Below are 18,826 nucleotides of genomic sequence, written 5' to 3'. Positions count from 1 at the left end.
GTGCTGGTGCTGGTGCTGGTGCTGGTGCTGGTGCTGGTGCTGGTGCTGGTGCTGGTGCTGGTGCTGGTGCTGGTGCCGGTGCCGGTGCCGGTGCTGGTGCCGGTGCTGGTGCCGGCGCGGCCTGTCTCTCGGGCGCAGGAACGTCGGCCGGCGCGCTCACAGCGCGCGCGAGCAGATCCGGATCGCCGTTCGACGCGCGATAGCGGTTCTCGATTTCACGTCCCTTGTCGATCAGCGCGGCATTCATGCCGGTCGCCGGATCGGCGATCTCCGGCGTGACGAAGATGACGAGGCTGCTTTTGTTGTTGCGGAAATCGTCCGACCGGAACAGGCGGCCGAGAATCGGCAGGCTGCCGAGCAACGGCAGCTTGTCCGCGGCCTTGCTGGCCTCGGCGTTGACCAGCCCGGAAATCGCAACGGTCTGGCCCGGCTTCATCGATTGCTCCGACGTGGCGCGTCGCGTAAGGAACGCCGGGTAGCCGCCGAACGACACGGTCGGATCGATCTGGCTCACCTCGGTTTCGAGCTTCGCCGTGATGATGTTGTCGGAATCGACGACCGGATTGATGTTCAGCCGTATCCCGTAGGGGCGATATTCGACGTCGGTCGTGCCGAGCGCGCCGGCCTTCGGGATCGGAATCTCGCCGCCCGCGAGGAACGTCGCGACCCCGCCGCTCGTACTGCTCAACTCGGGCGCGGCCAGCAGGAACGCATCCCCTTCCTTGACCATCAGATTGAGGCGCGACGTGATCGACCCGGCCATGTCGAGCGCCGCGCCCCCCACGGTCGCACGGCTCGCAAGCGCGCCGGTCGCGAAAGCCGAACCCTGGAACGATGCGGCCGGGCCGCTGATGCTCTGCTCCCACTGGATGCCCAGTTTTTCCTGGGCGCGCTTCGTCAACTCGACGATCTGCACCTTGAAATGCACGGTCTTCTTCTGCGCCGGGCCGTCCTCGGTCCTGATCAGGTTGACGACGTTCTTGTAGCCGCCGATGGCGGCGGCGACGAGCGGCAGCGTCTCCGCATGAACCGAGCCGGTCAAGACGACGTTGCCGCCCTGCAAGTGGACTTGCACGCCGGGCAGGCCGGCGAGGCGCGCGCCGAGGTGACGATACACTTCCTCCATGTTTTCGGACGCGATATTGAGCTGCGCCTGCAGCACGACGCCCCGGTCGGTCCAGACGATCAGCGTCGTCGAGCCGGGCTTCTGCGCGAGCAGCAACAGGTTGCGGTCCACGACCGTCGCGCTCGCGAGATCGCCGTTGCCGAGCGCGACGCGCTTGATCACGCCGCTGACCGGCAGCGGTCTCGCCTCGCCGACGAACAGGTTGAGGGTCTGCATCATGGCCGGGGCGTCGTTCGCCTGAGCGGCAACGCGAGCCTGGTCGGCGGCGGCCGCGATGACAGGCGCCCCGGTCTGCAAGGCGATGGCGAAAACCACCGCGCCGCGATTCTTTTTCATTGTTGGCGTTTTCAAGTGATTGGATGGCGCAACGCGTGCGGCGTTACTCGCTCTTCTTCGGTTTTTCAAATGCGTCGGCGAGTTGCGCAAGCCGCTTCTGTTGCGCCTCGGTGAAACTCGACGGCGCGGAAGAGGCGACCGCCGGCGCAGGCGGCGTCTGGCGAGCGGGCTCCGGCATGGGCAGCGTCGAAATCGGGTTTTGCTGACCGCCGACGATGTATTCGATCGCCCGCGCGCGCTCCGCCGCATTCGGCATCGCGTCCGGCTGCGCCACGATTTGCGTGCCCTCGGCCTCCTTGCCCTCGTCGCGCGAGTTGCGCAGCAAAGTCCGCAAGGTGCCGCCCGCCTGCGCGAGCACGATCCGGCGTGCCTCGGCCGGCGTCACTTCGAGCGTGATCGTGTGGTAGTTGCCGCTTGCGCCGTCGCCGGCCGCATCCTGCGCGAGCAGGTCGCCGTCCTGCGCGGTGCGCACGTCGCGCCCCGTCGCCAGCACCCGCAGGTTCGCAAACAGCAGCCTCACCACCTTCGACGGGTCGGCCCACGGGCCCGCGAGCTTCGTTTCCCCGGCGAGGTAGAGATCGATGCGGTTGCCGGGCCGCACCATGCCGGCCGTCGAATCGACGTCGTCGGTACGGATCGTCAACGCGCGCATGCCGGGCGTCAGCAGATCGGAAAAATCTTTCGCGGCGAGTCCGTCGATATCGCCGCGCCGTAGCGGCCGGCCTTGCTTCATCGCGTGCAGCAGCGGCTTCTTCATCACCGCGTCGAACTCGCCGACCGGGACCATGTCGTCATAGACCAGATCGACCGGGATGTCGCGCGCCGCGAAGCTCGCCGCCGACACCGGCGTGCCGGCCGCCACGTCCCGGACCGGTACGATCACGCCGGCCGTCGCGACCGGGTTCGGGCCTGCCCCGGCCTGTTGAGCGCGGCGCAACGCGGCGTCGCGCGTGTCGAGCACCTTGTAGATGGCGTACGAGAGGCCGGCCGCCGCGACCACCGCGATGCCGAGCAGCACCCACGGATTGCCCAGCACGACATTCAGTTTCGATTTCTGCTTCTTGCGCATGTCGATCCAAAGCTGTCCAAAAGCGGAGTCGTCACGGCAGCGACAGCACGTAGCTGTACGCGTCGAAGAACGACTTCAGGTTGTTGATCAACGTGGTCACCACGCCGGCGTCGCCGCTGGTGCCCAGAATCAGCGCGGCGGCGATCGCGACCGCGACCACCAGGGCCTCCGTCATCGCCTGGCCGGCTTGGCCGCGCATGCCTAGCGCCCCTTCGAGTAGCCGACGACGGCATACGTGGCGCCCCGGCCGGAAAACACCACGCCGTCCACCTTTGCCCCGCGCCGTTGCGCGGCAAAGCCCATCCCCTTCACGCGGCTGCCCTCGCCACCGGCAGGCGCAAGATAGGTCACGCGCCAGCCCATCTGCTTGAGGCGCTCGACATACTGTCTGGCAGCCGCATCGGGCGTGCCGTCCACCGCGTACACGACGGTTCGCGCGCGGCTCGCCGCGTCGTCGCTATGGGTCGTCGACAACTCGCGGCCCGGTGCCGGGGCGTCCGGCTCGACGCCACGCACCGGCGCGCCGTCAAGCCGGGCGATGCTCAGCACTACTGAGGTGAGCCCCGACGAATCGGCGCCGGGCGGGATCCGGGCTATGTAGTGGCACTCGCCTGCGATCGCGGTCAACGTCCAGCCGTCGCGGCCCTTGAATCCTTTCGCCGGTTTGCCGGCCTCCTTCCAGTAGTGCTCGAATTCGGCCTGGAGCACCTCGGGCGTCTTCGCGAACGTCAAGCGGGCGATCGACATCCGCAGCCCGCCTGCCGTCACGTCGCGCGCCACCCATTCCGATCGCGTGGCCAACGTCAACGGCATTTCGGTGCAGCCCACATCCGCGCGAGCAACCGGCGCGATGCAACCCGGCACGATCAGCAGTGCGAACCACCACGGACGCAATCGATGCTTCATTCCATCGCTCCCTTACGGTCGGCAGGCACGACATCCGGCTTGATCCTGCCGAAATCCAGCACGGTGCCTTTTGGGGTGCCGTCGCCGATTTCGTCGGCGACGCCATATAGCTTCAGGTCGTAGGTCGCGGCGCGCGGCACGAGCTCGTCACCGCCCGCCCTTGCCTTCGCAGTCGGCACCGCCTGCGCAACCATCCTCGCTACGCCGGACGACGCCTCGGCGTTCCATGCGCCGGTCAGCAGCGATGTCGATTGCACTATCACGAAGCCTCTTTCCGCTCGGCCCGGCCACAGCCAGTCGAGCGCCGGATTGAGCAGGCCCACCGCCAGCGATGCACGCCCGCTCGTCACGCCGCCGGCTGCGGCGAAGCTTGCTTGCAGCGGCACTCCGCCTGCGCTGCGCATCTCTGGGCCGAACGCTTGCGCGGCCTTCGGCAGGAATCCTCTTGCGTCGGGGTACGCCGTCGTCAATCGCGCGTCGTCGTACTGCGCGAGCAAGGGTTTGCCGGCGTGATCGATCCACAAGGCCGGCAGGTCCTTCGGCAACCCGTTGCCGGTGGTGGCGTCCGTGCTCTTGAAGCCGCCGGTACGTGTCAGCAGCAACCGCTGGAGCGCTTCGTGCCGCGCCGCGTCGTCGGTCTTCTCGACTTGCCGCCCGTAATAGGGCGAATCCGCCGACCCATCGCGCCACACGATCCGCTCCCAGGCGAGATAGCGCGACATGTCCTGGGCGCGCTTGCGGACGTCGTTGAGCTTGCCGAGCGTGCCCGCGGCGACGAGCAGCAGGACCAGCGAACCTGTCGCCAGCACGAGAAACTCGACCATCGCCTGCCCGCGCTGGCGGGATTTGAAGCGGCTCATCGTTTGCCCGGCGCCGCGGCCAGCGACGCTTGCCAATACGGGCTGAACAAACTGGGGTATTCCCAGTAGTATTCGCCGCGCTCGCTCGGCGTCCAGCCCACGCCCCCCCGCAAGCCGCCCTTCATGCTCCCGCCGCCAACCGGCCGAATGAAATGCGCCCGGCCGCTTGCCTGCACCCGCATCGAGCGACTGTCCGCGGTGTCCTTGCCCATCACGTCAAGCGTCGCAACCGTGCCGTTCGCGCGCTCGACCTCGACCGTGATCACCGGCGCGTCGCCGTTGCCCGCGCCGAGCGCCGCCAGATCGCGGTATGGCTGCAAGCCACTGCTCGATCGCCCGTCGGCCCGCTTCGCGCGCCTATCGAGCGGCGCACCGCCCGGGCCTGCGAGGTGCTCGGCACGCCCCGCGAGACCCGCCTGCGAACCCGCGTCGAGCAACCCGCCGTAGCCGCAGTAGTTGCCGTATCCGCACACGCCCGTGTAAGCGCTCGTGGCCGCCGTGACCGCGCCGTCGCGCGCGATCCCCCGATCCCACCGCTGAGACGCGAACGGCGCGTGGCACAGGTATTCGCCGTGGGCATCCGCCGCATCGATCGCTTCCCAGCGCGTGCGCAACGCGCCTTGCGCCGCGTCGGACACGAGAACCGTGCCGCCCGCATGATCGATGTACAGGTTCACTCGCCCGTTCGCGCACACGGACCCGTGCGTCGCCGACGAGCGCACGCCGATCAGCCGCGCGCCGCCGCCGAATCGCTCGCCGCGACGGATCACGAAATCGTCGAGCGTCTCGCTGTCGGTCACGATGTCGGCCAACCTGTCCTTCGCGCCTTTCGCCGGGTCGTTCTCCACGCTGAAGCGCCCCCATTCGACGAGCCGCTGGCCGCCGGCTCCCGCCTCCTCGAACCAGCCGGCGGCAATGTCGGTCGCCCCGTCGTTGCTGCGCGCAACCGCTCTTGCAAGACCGGGCGTGCCGGCAATCGACGCATCGTGATAGAGGCGCTGTGCATCGCTCAGCGCGACGGTGATCGCGTCGAGGTCGGTGACCCAACTCGACGCCGATCGGTCGACGATTGCCCGGGCCTTGTCCGCGAGCCTGAAGCCCTTCGATTTCGGCGTCGCCCATTGCTCGTCGCCGAGCGTCGCCTTCGCCGCCAGCGCGTCGAAAACCGCCGACGGCGCATAGCTCTGCTGCAACTCGCCGAGCCACGATTTCAGGCTGACGATCTGCGCGACAGCCACCTGGTTCGCGACCATCGCCCGGTTCGTGTACGCCGTGTAGTTGAAGTCGCGCGCCTGCAGCACGGCCACGCTGTAGGCGACGGCGTCGGCGGTGTCCTGCAGCTTGCTGTTCGCCTGCGTGAGTTGCGCCGAATTGACCATCAGCGCCAGCGCGACGACGCACACGGACAGGCACAGCAGCCCGGGCACCGAGGCCTGTCCCGCGGCGCGCGTCTTGTGGAAACGGCGATTCATGGGGCCGGCGCCGCTTATTGACCGGCGCCCTGGGCGCCATAGGTCGCGAGGCTCGAATTCTTCGCGGCGTTGGCCGTCGCTTCACCGGCGGCGCCGATCGCCGATATGTTCTCGCTCGTGGCTTTGCTCGTCTGCCCCGCGAGCGACTGCGCAAGCGAAGCGGTCTGGTGCTGGACAGTGCGGCCGAAGAACGTGTACACGCCGATTGCCGATGCCGCGATCAGCGCAACGATGATGATGTATTCGGTCATGCCCTGGCCGAGTTGTTTTTGCTTACCGGTCTGTAATTTCATGGTCTTCGCGAGTCGGTATGAGAGGGAGCGGCATTGCTGTTTCAGTGCGGGTTCCCAAGTGCGGGGCAAGCTCCGCCCCGCGCCTGGCGAGCCCGTTCAGAATTGAATCTCGTTGGCGGCCTTGTGGCCGGCGTTAGTCGCTTTGCTCGCGCTGTCCATTTGGCCCTGGCTGATCGAATTGACGGCATCCGTCATCTGCTTGCGCATGTTCGCCATCCCCTGCATGACAGTCGTCGCCGCGGACATCTGGTCCTGCATCTGCATCATCGCCATCGAAGCGGCTAGTGAAGCACCACCCATTTCCATCTCCTTGCGGTTAGCTGCCGGCCGGGCGGCCGGCACAGGTTTCGCGGCTTTCGCCACTGGCCGCCAAATAGCCGGATCAGAATGAAATCGAATTGCTTCGCTGTCCCTGGGTCATCGAAACGGCTGCAGCCGTAATCTGGTTGCCCCCGCCCGACGCGCCGCTGCCGCCGAAATCGAAGCCCGCGCGTTGGCCGCGTTGGCCGCCTTGGACTTGTTTCATCATGTCGCCGAGCCCGTCCATCATCGCCCCCATCCCACCTCCGCCTGAATTCCCCTTGCCGCCGAAATCGATCGGCGAACCGCCCCCCGAGCCTTGTCCGCCCTGGGCGCCCTGGCCGCCTGTTGCCTGCTTCATCAGCTCGGCGAGCATTTTCACGACCTGCTGCATCGGATCCGCACCCGAGGCGCCTTGCCCGCCCATCACGCTGCTGGCACCGCCAGTCACAGCCGACATCAAACCATTCATGACTCTCTCCTTTCGGCTCTTGCTAAGAGCCCGTTGAGCGGCCCCCGCCGCAGGTGGCGTCGAGAACGAGCTGGGCAGCTCGCCCATGACGGTTTCTTCGTCCACGCTGCCCTACCCGACGACAGCGTCTCCCATCGCGCTCAGAAACGAATCGGAAGACCCGAGCGCACGTCGTTCAAAAGGCTGCGCAAGTCCGCCATCTGATCGCCGAGGCCCGACATTCCTTTTCCGCCGAAATCGATCGGCGCGTTGCTCCTCGTCTGTCCGCCGAGGTTGCTGAAAAATCGCTCGAACATGTCGTTGGAACGATTGGCCATCTGTCCGATGACTTCGATCATCCTTGCGTCGTTTGCGATCTCTGCAGGGCTTCTCTGGTAGCTGCTTGCCATGGGATACTCCTCATATCGATTCAACACATTTCGTCATCCGTATTATCTGAGTGACGAAACTTTCTGCATTGTTCCAAAGAACCCGAGATTTAATTGCGTCCAGGGAGCGCGCGCGGTGTCGTCACGGTGCGGCTCGGAATGCGCGCGACGTCCTTTGCCGCGCGCTGATTCGGCGACAGGTCGATGGCTTCAAGGGCGACATCGCCGACAAAGCGAATCAACGTATCGAGCAACGCGCGTCCCGATGCGGTGTCGTCCAGTGCGTACCCGAACGAGTAGAAGAGGCGCTGGGTCTTGGGGTGCAGGCTGATGATGCCCCGGTTGCCGATGCCTAGCTCGAAATTGATCTTCAGCACGGTTTCATAAGCGTGCTCCCGATCGCCGGAAGGTGCGCCCATGTCGACATAGACGAGCAGGTTTGCAGGATCGTAGTGCGGGTTGTAAATGAACGAGACCAGATAGTCGTCGATCCGCAACTTCCCGCCTTTCAACAAGATGTCGTGGTCTTTGAAGCCGATCAATCCGCATAGATCCTCGATGACGCGCCGATGGTTCGATGAATGCATCGCAATGCTCCGTGGAATCGGGGTTTCAGATGCTGCTGCGCCGTTGCTCCAGACCTAAGAGGCTGGTGTGCCGGCCGGCTTGGCTATTTAACCGGTGCGGTCGAAGAGGTTCGGCGAAGCCGGATTGCGCCGCCGGCTCGTCGATATGCGGTTTCAGCAATTGCATGCTGAAGTCCTTGCCGAAGCCGGATTTCAAGACCAGCACGTCTTCACGCCCCAGCAGCGCCTTGGCCGAGACGTCGACGTTGTCGCCGGTGGTGACCACGATCGGCGACGTGTCGCTGCGGCGAGAGGAACGATCGACCGTATCGCTCGAATTCAAATGGTCGATGATCAGCTCGGCCTGATGCTCCATCGGGTCGATCACCTCGATGTCGAGGCCGCGGCTTTTTATGGCGTCCTCGATACGGTCTTTCAGCGCCGGGTAATGCGTGCAGCACAACCAGACGGAGGTGGCCTCTTCCGGGATCTGCGCGACGTATTTATCGACCATCCTGTTCACGTTGTCCTGTTCCTTCTTGTCGTAGCTGAGATGCTCGAGTCCGTTGATCAGCGGCGCCCATTCCTTTGCGCCTATGCGCGCGAGCAGCTCGACTTTTCCGTCCGAGGCTTCAAGCACTTTTTGCGGATAAAGCGGATCCTTCGCGGTAGCCGGCGTCGACAGGATGACGGGCCTGTCGCCGCCTAGCTTCGCGATGGCCTTGGCCGTCACGTCGATCAAGTCGAGCACCTTGGTTTTCTTGAGTTCGGTTGCAGCCTCCGGAAATGCGGTGCAAGCGGTGTTGCAAGCCATGGCGATGACATCGACGCCGATTTCCTCCGCCGTCTTCATCCCGTTGCCGACAAGCTTGACCAGCTCGTCGCGCGTTTTCTCCCCATAAGGCGCATTGCCGTGATCGACCACGATGGCGAAGCGCGCATGGTGCGGGGAGCGGGTTTCGATGAAGCTCGCCAGGTTCTTTGCCGCAATCAGGCCGCCGTTGCTGGAGTCGAACGCGCCGATCAGGAACGGCTTGTCGTCGCGCGGTGCTTTGTTCGCAACCATGCCGATATCCATGCCCTGCACGACATTCCTCAGCATCTCCAGCATGCCCGCATGAACCGCCGGCGTGAAGCCGTCGACGCCGGTCCGGCTCCGGCCGTCGTCCGACGGCGCGCCCGCTTCGGTTTTTCGCGTGACGCCGTCGACCGCCCCCGCTGCGAGCGTGGCCTCGATCATTGCGGATTGCTGTTTCGGCGTGTGCAGCTTGTCCAATGCGCCGCCCTGCGCCAACGCCATCGCGCCGATCGCCTCTGCGCCCAGATTCGAATTCCATGCGGTGACGGGATAGCCGGCCCGCACAGCCGACGCCATCTCCGATCCGTCGAGTGCTTTGGGGATGCCCGCCAAGCCGCCCATGCCCGCTTCGTTGCCGCCGTCGCCGACGCCCACGGTGGTGATGCCCTTCGCGCTCGCCGCAAGCAACAAGCCGTCGACCGGCGGATTGAAGCCGTTGATGTCGATGCCGCGCATATTGCGTCGCGGCCCGCCGTTCGTGGTGCGCGCAGGCAACTCGATTGCCACGACCGCATCCGGCTTGTATTTGTCGATCACTTCCGCAGCTTGCCGATCCCCTTCGACGCCGTGCGGGGCATCGAACGAAACGAACCGGCCATATTGGGCGAAGTTCGGATCCACCACGTTCACTGCCGCCTTGAGGACGGGCCTGTTGGTGCTGTCGGTCACATAGGTGACGACCTTGCCCAGCTCGGTGAGCGCATGGCCGAGCGCGGCGGCGCCAGGCGGCCCATCGGTTTCCGGCTTGCCTTCGGCGACCGAGAATCCGGTCAGCACCATCACGTGCTTGGCCGCGCCGAGCGCTTGCGCCGCATCGGCGGCACCGCCATTCCGAAAGAAACTCATCACATGGCGGTTGTTATATGAGCCGAGTAGGAGGTCGAGATTGGACTTGCCCGGCGTCGCCTCGGCGCCGGACCAAGCGCGAGCGCGCTCGGGCAGTATTGGCTGGCTGGCTTGGCTGTGCGTGATTGCATTGAACATGGGAACCTCCGTGAACGTCGTGACCCGATCCGCTGAATGGGCTGGCTCGACTGCGACAGACCCATCCGCTAGACGAACCATGAGTGATTCACTGGGCGAGGGCGGTTCCAGCACAGATTCCTCTCGGTGATTTCCCTGATCCGCGTCGCACGGGCAGCGCTGCGCACCCGCGCGAAGATCGGCTTCCCACTTGACACCGCGGCTACGTTAAGCATTTCTAAACACCCAATCGAAGAAAAACTCGTTGGCCGTTTATTCCTTTTTCGCTTTTAATCCGCAGGATAAATTTTTCCAACGGGAGACATAACCATGCCGAACGAATTCAGAGCACGAGTCCGTACCAGGGACTTCAGCGGCCCGACGGCCGGTCAATGCGGCGATTACGCACAGGCCAACCTGGCCATCATTCCCAAGCAATATGCAGACGACTTCCTGCGCTTCTGCTATCTCAATCCGAAGCCGTGCCCGTTGCTCGCGGTAGGCGATGCGGGCCGGTGGGACTTGCCTGCGCTCGGCGAGAACATCGACGTGCGCTCGGACGTGCCCGCCTACTACGTCTATCGCGACGGCAAGCGCGCGGAAGAGGTGCGCACGCTGCATGCGTTGTGGCGCGACGACCTCGTCGTCTTCGCGATCGGCTGCTCGTTCTCGTTCGAGGGTGTGCTGAGTCACGAGCACATCCCGCTTCGCCATATCGACCGGGGCGTGAATGTGCCGATGTATCGCACCAGCCTCGCGAGCCGGCGCGCGGGGCTGTTCGGCGGCGAGGTCGTCGTCTCGATGCGCCCCATGAAGGCGCGCGACGCGATCCGCGCGATCCAGGTCACGAGCCGCTTCCCCGCCGTTCACGGCGCGCCGGTCCACATCGGCTCGCCTGCCCTGATCGGCATTGCCGATCTCGCGAAACCCGATTTCGGCGACCCGGTCGAGGTGTTCGACGACGAACTGCCCGTGTTCTGGGCCTGCGGGGTCACGCCGCAAGTTGCGCTGGAGAATGCGCGATTGCCGTTCGCGATCGCGCACAGGCCCGGCTACATGCTCGTCACCGACATTCTCAATTCGACGTTGTCCGTTATTTGACCCGTCACGATCGCCCGCGTATCGATACGGCAGTCCTCACCCAGATGGAGCAGTTATGGAATCAGATGCACAAGTTGGCACGAGCCGGGACGTAGAACGCACCGGCCTGTTCTCGTGGTATCGGCCGCTCACGGCCAACGAACGGCGAGCCTTTTGGGGCTGCAAGATCGGTTACGTGCTCGACGCGATGGATACGCAGTTCCTGAGCTTCGTGATTCCGGCGCTGATCGCAAGCTTGCATATTTCGCGAGGGGATGCCGGCCTGATCGGCACCGCAACGCTCTTGAGTTCGGCGCTGGGCGGCTGGCTCGCGGGCATCCTGTCGGACCGGATCGGGCGGGTCAAGACGTTGCAGCTCACCGTCCTCTGGTTCGCGTCGTTCACGCTGCTGTGCGCCGCCGCGCAGAACTTCGAGCAGTTGCTGGTGGCCCGCAGCCTGATGGGCCTCGGCTTCGGCGGCGAGTGGACGGCCGGCGCCGTGTTGATCGGCGAAGTCATCCGCGCACGCGACCGGGGCAAGGCGGTCGGCATCGTGCAAGCGGGCTGGGCGATCGGCTGGGGACTGTCGGCGATCCTCTTTACCGTGGTGTTCTCGCTGCTTCCGGAAACCTATGCGTGGCGGGTGCTGTTTGCCATCGGCATCTTGCCCGCGCCGTTCGTGATCTGGATCCGGCGTCACATCAAGGAACCGGACGTTCACCTGGCACAGAAGAAGCGGGACGCCGCGCGCGATCAGAAATCGTCGATCCTGGAAATTTTCTCGGCGCGCACGCTGTCGGTCACGCTGCGCGCCTCCCTGCTCTCCATGGGCATGCAGGGCGGCTATTACGCGATCACCACCTGGTTGCCGACCTACCTCAAGACGGAGCAGAACCTCTCCGTGATCGACACCGGCCTGTATCTCGCGGTCGTCATCGCCGGGTCGTATTGCGGCTATCTGACCGGCTCCTACGCGAGCGACAGGTTCGGCCGCAAACGCACGTTCATTGCGTTTGCGCTGATGTCGTGCGCCATCGCGCTGATCTACACGCACGTCCCGATCACGGGCGGACTCATGCTTGCGCTGGGGTTTCCGCTCGGCTTCTTCGCGTCCGGTATTTTCTCAGGCATGGGTGCGTTCCTGACCGAGCTGTACCCCACGCGCATCCGAGGGTCGGGACAAGGCTTCTGCTACAACTTCGGCCGCGCGATCGGCGCAACCTTCCCGTTCCTGATCGGCTACGTGTCCCAGACGATGTCGCTCGGGCATACGATCGGCGTCTTCGCCGCGCTCGCCTATGGGGTTGTGATCCTCGCCGCCTGGAGCTTGCCTGAAACGCAAGGCCGCGAACTCGAAGCCGACGATACGCCCGCCTAGATCGCCGACGCCGGCCACAGGGCCTGTTCACCCTTGAAACAGGCCCTGGCACGAGACAACGTCGACCGATTTGCGGTATTTTTGGCAACCTAAGCATAGCCAATTAACATGACGGGCACAGTCTTGGGATCGCCAATGAATACTCGCTTCGTTGAAACCTTTGTCACTCTCGCGCGGTTGCGCAGTTTTCGCGCCACCGCGCGAGCGCTGCATGCCACCCCCGCTGCGATCTCATTGCGCGTCAAGAAACTTGAAGCCGAACTGCAAACACAACTGATCGATCGCAGCACCGGCGATTTTCAGTTGACCGCGAACGGCGAATATCTGCTCGGTCATGCAAAGGCGCTGCTGGAGGCGTCGCGCCGCCTGCACTCCGCCGCCCTCGCCCACAACGACGTACGCGGCCGCCTGCGGCTTGGCGTGATCGAGTCGGTGGTCCATAGCTGGCTCGCCGACTATATTCGCCAATTGAACGCCGTCTATCCGCAGCTGGAAATCGACCTGACGGTCGATATGAGCTCGGTCCTGCAAGAACGGCTGCTCGCAAGAGAGCTCGATTTGATCGTGCGTGTCGACGGTATCGACAGCGACAACGCAGTCTCCGAGGCGCTTGCGTACTATCCGGTACGCTGGATCGCACAGCCGGGCCTCATTACCGCGAGCAATCCGGGGGCGAGGCTCGTGAAACGGGTGCTCGGCTTGCCGCTCTTGACGTTCGCACGCGGCACCGCGCCGCATCGGGCACTGGAGGACATCGTCGCCACGTTGGCGGCCGAGCATGGCATGCCGGTCGGGCAAACGCGCATCACCTGTTCACCGTCCGTTGCCGCGATCGTGCGGCTCGTCAAGGACGGCTATGGGGTCGCCGCGATCCCCAGCCTCTTTGTCGCGCAGGAACTGGAGGCGAATACGCTCGTCGAGCTGCAGATCGATCCGCAGCCCGCGTCCATCGTCGTGTCGCTGTCGCGGCATCGCGATTGCGGGATGATGGTTCATGCGGCGGCGAAAGCCGCGCGTGTCGTGTGCGCGGCCTATTGCTCGACGATGAATGGGCGGCTGATTCGGACGCTGGCGGAATGACGAGCAGCCGGATCAACGCGACGGAAGCGGCGTCAAGCACGTCCTCCCGGAAGGAAATCGGTCACGGGCACGCCTTCTTTCCCCTGGCCGGCACGGTTGCGCAGCGCTTGTTGAAGTCGCGGCTGCAGATGAGGATCGTTCGTTTCGAGCAAACGAATGCGCTCAACCGGTACGTTCGACTCGACATGCGTCTCCGCAAATTCGCCTGCGCCCTCGGCGAGGTCGATCGGACGCAGACCCGCAACACTCTCACGTCGGAGCAGACGGCCAAGCTGTATCGGTTCGTATCGCTGGTTATCGAGCAATGACACGGCCTTCAAGCCGTCCGCGTCGAACGCATACAGGTAGTAATGCCCTCTATCGCTATCGGAGTACAGCGACGAGACCACCTTGTCCGCACCCGCCCTGGTCTCGCTCGTGATCAGCGGCGCACCATCAAGCATCGGCGGAACGCCTTGGAAATCGGTCGACGGAAAAAATCCGTCTACCGCGATCTCGTCGGGTGGGCTTGCATCGACGCGGTAGAGAATGGGGAAATCCGTGTGCTCGATGAGCCCTTTCGAATTGATCGTCGCCCTGGCGTTCGCGCGGCCGTCCGCTGTCCCGGCACCGGTCGGATGGTCCTGCCCGCTGGGACGCTCTACGGGTGCTTCGCTCTCCGTCAGGCGCAACCGTTGCTCGATGTCTTCGGAAGATGGTCTCCGGTGTTCCCAATGCCCGCTCCCCTCGACCGGCGGCTCCTCCGGAAGTCTAGGCGGGTCGATCGGGCTCGACAGATACCCAATCTGGCCGTTGACCCGCCGCGGCGGCTTGAAAAACGGTGCGCCGGGTTCAGCTTCTTTCGCTACCGAGCCGGCCCCGGCCGTGTCCCCGCCGATTTTCGGGACGCCGAAGTTCGTGAGCGCATCGAGGGCCGCCCAGGCGGCTTGGATGCGGCCGTCCCCGCGGTCTTCTGCGGTATCGCCCTCGACCGCCTTTTCGGTGGCCAACGCGAGTCGCGCGGCGGTGAGCCCTGCCATTATCAGCCTCAAGGGCGGGGATTGCACGGCAATCGGGGCAAGAATGCCGGTCGCCGTGGTCGCGATATCCAACGCGTCGTCCCGTATGCGCTCCCAATTCGATGTGGTGACAGTGTCGGCGTGAGCAAGCGAGCGTTGTTTTTGCGCGGCCGCGACGTAGGCGAACGGATCGCCCTTGATCCTGTACACCTCGGCACCGCCTAAGGCGGACGGCGCGAAATTGATCGCGAGCGGCGACAAAGTGCCGTCGCGCAACTGCTTCAGCGACGAATCGACGCCGTCACTCGGCGAGAAGTGCGAGGCGAGCTGGCTTCGCCGCTGGTCGTTGCCGGCTTGCGCGCGCAGCCAGTCATAGCGCTCGGGCAGATTAGAAAATTCATGGAAGGGCGGCTCAAAGCCGGGCACATAAAGCAGCTTTTTTCCGCCGCGCTCGATTTGCAGGATATCGGTGGCGGTGGAGCCGTCGATATCGAGCGGACTGATCTTGATCGCCGGATCGCGTGGAGGCGCCGCCGCCTGCAGGTCGGCAAGCGACGGGTTGGCCGCATCCTGCGACCTCATGCCGGCAGCGTCGACGGCGAGCTGGAAACCCTCGTCGGACAATTGCTTGCCGTCGTGCTGCTTCACGGTCGAGACCAGATAGCTACCCTTGACCGCCGCCCGATAGCGATCCAGGTTCTTGTCCCAGAAATCCTCGAACCTCCGTTGGGCCATGGTGCTGAAGTCGCTTTTCCAGACGATGTCCCTGATTGTCGTCGGCAAGATCTTGACTTCGTTGTGGGCGCCGAAATTCCTGGCGGACGGGCCTTCTGAATACACGCCGGCCTGCCCGTCCAGGACGTAAGAATGATCCGCGTTCAGCTTGCCGAAGTGATTCGACAGCACGGTCTCGGTCAAGGTCAGCGATCTCCTGGGCACCCCAGCGTGCCTGAAGCCGGTAAATGCTTGTCCATCGTATTTGCCATCACTGCCGAAACGGTGCAGGTAGGTTTTATCGGGATCGACATCGATGCCCGTGCGCGACTTGATTTCGCCCTTGATATAGTTCGACGCCATCTGGTGCACATTGGGAAAATCGCGCGTCAGTTCTTCCGCTAGCGATCGAACCGCCGAGTCGGCGCCGGGCGGCTCGCGCTCGGCCTCCGGCGTTTGCACATCCCGAGGCGGGCTGAACGCGAGAGGGGGCGCGACGCGCCGCTTGCGCCTGAGCGCCGGGCCGGCGACGGGTTGCTCGGCCGAACTTGTGTCCGGCTTGCGGGGCGCGGCGGCGGGAGCGGGCCCGGCGTAATCGGTCCCGGCCCGCTCCCCGGCCGGACGATCGAAGCGTATGGCGTCGTCACGCGAACGGGGAGCCGCGTCGGGCTGATTGGCGGCTTTCCTTGGGGGGCTCGTCGTTCGCCTGGCTAGTGAACAACGGCTCGACGATCCTGCGCTTGCGTATTTCCATGATGTCTCCCGCTCGTTTTGCCATGCCGGGGTGGCCCGGCCGTACCGAATGAGTGGAAGCCGCGCTCGCACCGGTTCCACGCGTTTCGTGTGAACAGGCTCTAACAGGATGTTCTTTCACCAATCGGTCGCGCGTGGCGTCGCGCGATTCAAACAACTGCGCGTCGCGATAGGCCGCAAAGGCCTGCTGATAAGCCGCATCGGTCGAGTAGATCGCCACGCGCGACCAAGCTCGCCTTGCTTGGGCATGCCTTTCTTATTGCGAGTATTCCTAACCGTCTCTCGGATCCAGTCGACTCAAGCGAATCTGCAAAAGAAGAAGAACCCTGCGGCAAGGCCGTAGTGTTTGGCGCAATATTTGACGAACGCGTCCAGATCTTTGAGCTTACTGACCGGTTGCATGCTGGTCACGGCGCGCGGGGTGTTCAGAGACGGCTTTTCACCAAGGCCCGGCCTGAAGGCGTGGAATGTTCCGCCCATTCCGGGGTCACCGGCGCGGTTCGCGTCGGTATGCGTGAGCGACTTGCCGGAAAACTTTGCATAGTGAAACTTCCCGGTTTGAACATTCACGTAAGCAACTCCTTGGGCGTTAGCCGGGATTTTCGCTTTCCGGAAGGTGGCGGCATCCAGGCCATGATCCCGGTTAAAGCCAAAGGGCGTGCGAATCTCAGGACTCTGATCCACGCCTCCTTTTGGGTCAACCGATCCAACCCGGTATGGCCCGCCGACGTCTCCCGCGGCATGTTGGCCGCAGTCGGCATGGCCCCCCGAGATCTTGCCGAATCCCCGTAGTTTGGCTGTACTCCATGTTTCATTCACGTACGGGCCCAACACGCTCATGGTGTTGTCGTGCGGGAGCACGGGTCGTTCCCCACGCCCGCTCCCGTCGTCCGCCTCCATCCTCGGACGTTTAGGCGGGTGGTCCTGCCCGCCGGGACGCTCTACTGGTGGTTCCTGCGGCTGGTAGCGATTGAAATCGCTTAAGAAATCGTCCGCGTCGAAGTGCTCGTGCCCGGCGTTTGCGTCCGCCTGGGTTGGGTTTGGTTGGGGGTTGCGATGTGGGCCGTCCGCTGTCTCGACTCCGCTCATGTCATGACCGCGTGCTTCGGTCTCCGGCAGGTGCAACTCGCGCTCGACGTCGTCGGAAGAGAGTATCGGCAGTTCCCAATGCCCGCTCCTGTCGCCCGCCTCCATCCTCGGAAGTTTCGGCGCGCTGTCCGGCCCGAGTGGATACCCATAACGGCCGTTGACCTGTTTCGGCGGGTTGAAACTCGGTGGGCCGGTTTCAGCTTCTTTCGCGACCGAGCGCACCCCGTCCGCGTCGCCGCCTGCCCTCGCGGCGTCGAAGAGCGTGGCCGCATCGATGGCCCCCCAGGCGGCATGGGCGAGGCCGTCCTTGCGTTCTTCTGCGGTATCGCCGTTGATCGCCTGGTCGATGCCCAACCCGGTGCGCGCGAGGCCGAGCGCCGCTGTCGCGCCTCCCACGATCGGCGAGAGCGGGGCCATCAGGCCGAAAGTACGACTAAACGCCGACAGGTCGGACAACCAGCTTTCCCGGGTCACCTCGCTATCCGATTTGATGCTCGTGTCCGCGTCGGACAGCGAGCGTGCCCTTTGTGCGGCGGCGACTTGGGTGAACGGATCGACACCGAGATTGAGGGGCGGCGCGAGAATCCGGCTCCGCGACAAGGTGCCGTCGCCCAGTTGCTTGAGTGATGAATCGACGCCGCTCGTGAAGCCGTCCTGCCGGTCGTACAAGGAAAAATGCGACGCGAGCTCCCGGCGGCGTAGATCGTCGCCCCCTTGCGCGGCCACCCAGTTATTGCGCACTTGCAGACTTGCAAATTCATGAAACGGTTGGTCGCTGCCCGGCACATAAAGCAGCTTTTTTCCGCCGCGCTCGATTTGCAGGATGTCGCTCGCGGTGGAGCCGTTGATATTGAGCGCGCTGATCCTGATATCCGAACGAAGCGGCGGCGATGCATGCAGATCGGCGAGCGGCGCGTAGGCCGGGTTCGCCGAGCCCGTCCCAGAAGCTTCGAGGGCGAGCTGGAACCCTTCGTCGGAGAGTTTCCTGTCGTTTCGCTGCTTCACCGCCGATGCGAGATAGGCGCCCTTGACCGCCGCGCGGTAGCGATCCTGGTTCTTGCCCCAGAAGGTGTCGAGCGAGCGTCGGGCCGTGCGGCTGAAGTCGCCATCCCAGACGATATCCATGATTTCCGACGGCCGGATCCTGACCTCGTTATGGACGCCGAAATGCTTGGCGGACGGGCCTTCTGAATACACGCCGGCCAACGCGTTCAGGTCGCCGGGTTGTCGCCGGTTGTGCGGGCCGAAATTCGACAGCACGGTATCGGTCAAGGTCTGCGATCTCGTGGGCGGCCCATCGTGTGTCCAACCGGTCAATGCGCGCCCATCGCTTTCGGCATTGATGAACCGGTGCAGATAGGTTTTATCGGGATCGAGATCGATGCCCGCGCGCGACTTGATTTCGCCCTTGATGTAGCTCGACGCCATCTGGCGCAGATCGGGGAAATCGCGCTTCAGCTCCTGCGCGAGCGACTGTGCCGCCGGGGCGGCGCCGGGCGACTCGCGCACGGCCTGCGGCGTTTGCGTGCCTCGAGACACGAGAAGGCGCACGAAGCGCCGCTTGCGCGTGGGCGCCGGGCCGGCGACGGGCTGCCCGGCCGAACTCGCGTTGGGCTTGCGGGGCGCGGCGGCGGGAGCGGGCCCGGAGTAATCGGTCCCGGCTCGCTCCCCGGCTGCGCGATCGAATCGTATGGCGTCGTCACGCGAACGAGGGGCTGCGCCGGAATGCTTGCGAGCATCGTCCGAAATCGGCTCAGACCAGCGAGCATCGTCTGGCTGTTCGATGTATTTGGGGAGAGCGCGTATTTCCACAATGGTGTTCCCGTGGTCTGGATCGTGCCTCGGCTATCGCTCAGCACGCGGAGCCGGTTGGCCCGCGCGCCGTTGTCGTAGGTAATCGATTGCGTGCCGCCGCCATTGACGCC

Annotated in this window: 17 protein-coding genes and 1 pseudogene; 3 read left to right on the top strand and 15 right to left on the bottom strand. The window is 64.5% G+C overall.

Annotation, left to right across the window (positions count from 1 at the left end):
• The 12 genes from J3489_RS29960 to J3489_RS29905 all read right to left on the bottom strand — a co-directional run.
• Window positions 1-1,462: type II and III secretion system protein family protein (locus tag J3489_RS29960; protein WP_207004449.1), on the bottom strand; the 1,462-nt coding region annotated here is incomplete at its 3' end.
• Between the two features lie 43 nt (window positions 1,463-1,505).
• On the bottom strand, window positions 1,506-2,531 hold the full coding sequence (cpaB, locus tag J3489_RS29955; RefSeq protein WP_207004448.1) for a Flp pilus assembly protein CpaB: 1,026 nt from the start codon (window positions 2,529-2,531) through the stop codon (window positions 1,506-1,508).
• Between the two features lie 31 nt (window positions 2,532-2,562).
• The gene (locus J3489_RS29950) at window positions 2,563-2,730 is read right to left on the bottom strand and encodes a hypothetical protein (RefSeq protein ID WP_207004447.1); all 168 of its coding nucleotides are present in this window, start codon (window positions 2,728-2,730) and stop codon (window positions 2,563-2,565) included.
• Window positions 2,731-2,732: 2 nt separating this feature from the next.
• Window positions 2,733-3,437 carry a hypothetical protein gene (locus tag J3489_RS29945; protein WP_207004446.1) on the bottom strand — a complete coding sequence of 235 codons (705 nt, stop codon included), beginning with the start codon at window positions 3,435-3,437 and terminating at the stop codon, window positions 2,733-2,735.
• Complete coding sequence (locus tag J3489_RS29940; RefSeq protein ID WP_207004445.1) at window positions 3,434-4,297, bottom strand: hypothetical protein; 864 nt, start codon at window positions 4,295-4,297, stop codon at window positions 3,434-3,436. Before J3489_RS29940 ends, J3489_RS29945 begins: the two co-directional genes overlap by 4 nt.
• Window positions 4,294-5,769, bottom strand: a complete 1,476-nt coding sequence (locus J3489_RS29935) for a hypothetical protein (RefSeq protein WP_207004444.1) — start codon at window positions 5,767-5,769, stop codon at window positions 4,294-4,296. The genes J3489_RS29940 and J3489_RS29935 overlap by 4 nt, the downstream gene beginning before the upstream one ends.
• A 14-nt stretch (window positions 5,770-5,783) precedes the next feature.
• A complete protein-coding gene (locus J3489_RS29930; protein WP_207004443.1) occupies window positions 5,784-6,062 on the bottom strand; it encodes a pilus assembly protein in 279 nt (92 codons plus the stop codon).
• A 96-nt stretch (window positions 6,063-6,158) separates the two neighbouring features.
• Entirely contained in the window at window positions 6,159-6,425 is a 267-nt protein-coding gene (locus J3489_RS37960; protein WP_207004442.1) for a type III secretion system major pilin HrpA, read from the bottom strand.
• Window positions 6,426-6,444: 19 nt separating this feature from the next.
• The gene (locus tag J3489_RS29920; protein WP_207004441.1) at window positions 6,445-6,834 is read right to left on the bottom strand and encodes a hypothetical protein; all 390 of its coding nucleotides are present in this window, start codon (window positions 6,832-6,834) and stop codon (window positions 6,445-6,447) included.
• Between the two features lie 140 nt (window positions 6,835-6,974).
• Window positions 6,975-7,223: a hypothetical protein gene (locus J3489_RS29915; RefSeq protein WP_207004440.1), complete on the bottom strand. Its 249-nt coding sequence runs from the start codon at window positions 7,221-7,223 to the stop codon at window positions 6,975-6,977.
• A gap of 89 nt (window positions 7,224-7,312) precedes the next feature.
• On the bottom strand, window positions 7,313-7,789 hold the full coding sequence (locus J3489_RS29910) for a type III secretion system chaperone family protein (protein WP_207004439.1): 477 nt from the start codon (window positions 7,787-7,789) through the stop codon (window positions 7,313-7,315).
• 25 nt (window positions 7,790-7,814) lie between these two features.
• Window positions 7,815-9,830 carry a glutamate cyclase domain-containing protein gene (locus J3489_RS29905; RefSeq protein WP_207004438.1) on the bottom strand — a complete coding sequence of 672 codons (2,016 nt, stop codon included), beginning with the start codon at window positions 9,828-9,830 and terminating at the stop codon, window positions 7,815-7,817.
• A 309-nt stretch (window positions 9,831-10,139) separates the two neighbouring features.
• Here J3489_RS29905 and J3489_RS29900 point away from each other — a divergent pair, with 309 nt between their 5' ends.
• From J3489_RS29900 to J3489_RS29890, 3 genes are all read left to right on the top strand, one after another.
• The gene (locus tag J3489_RS29900) at window positions 10,140-10,910 is read left to right on the top strand and encodes a putative hydro-lyase (protein WP_207004437.1); all 771 of its coding nucleotides are present in this window, start codon (window positions 10,140-10,142) and stop codon (window positions 10,908-10,910) included.
• Between the two features lie 55 nt (window positions 10,911-10,965).
• Window positions 10,966-12,267, top strand: coding sequence for an MFS transporter (locus tag J3489_RS29895; protein ID WP_207004436.1), 1,302 nt, complete (start codon window positions 10,966-10,968; stop codon window positions 12,265-12,267).
• 135 nt (window positions 12,268-12,402) lie between these two features.
• Window positions 12,403-13,347 (top strand): LysR family transcriptional regulator, encoded by a 945-nt coding sequence (locus J3489_RS29890; protein ID WP_207004435.1) that lies wholly within the window; start codon window positions 12,403-12,405, stop codon window positions 13,345-13,347.
• Window positions 13,348-13,379: 32 nt separating this feature from the next.
• Here the strand turns inward: J3489_RS29890 and J3489_RS29885 are convergent, their stop codons facing one another.
• From J3489_RS29885 to J3489_RS29875, 3 genes and pseudogenes are all read right to left on the bottom strand, one after another.
• Window positions 13,380-15,521 carry a dermonecrotic toxin domain-containing protein gene (locus J3489_RS29885; protein WP_207004434.1) on the bottom strand — a complete coding sequence of 714 codons (2,142 nt, stop codon included), beginning with the start codon at window positions 15,519-15,521 and terminating at the stop codon, window positions 13,380-13,382.
• A gap of 409 nt (window positions 15,522-15,930) precedes the next feature.
• Window positions 15,931-16,044 (bottom strand): annotated as a pseudogene (locus J3489_RS29880) (glycerophosphodiester phosphodiesterase family protein); the annotation flags it as partial.
• Window positions 16,045-16,109: 65 nt separating this feature from the next.
• Complete coding sequence (locus tag J3489_RS29875; protein WP_207004433.1) at window positions 16,110-18,713, bottom strand: dermonecrotic toxin domain-containing protein; 2,604 nt, start codon at window positions 18,711-18,713, stop codon at window positions 16,110-16,112.
• Window positions 18,714-18,826 lie beyond the last annotated feature (113 nt).

This window comes from Trinickia mobilis (assembly GCF_017315705.1).
In the GTDB taxonomy this organism is placed as follows: Bacteria; Pseudomonadota; Gammaproteobacteria; order Burkholderiales; family Burkholderiaceae; genus Trinickia_A; species Trinickia_A mobilis.
Note: the sequence above shows the minus strand (reverse complement) of the source record. Positions and strands in the feature narration are given on the sequence as shown.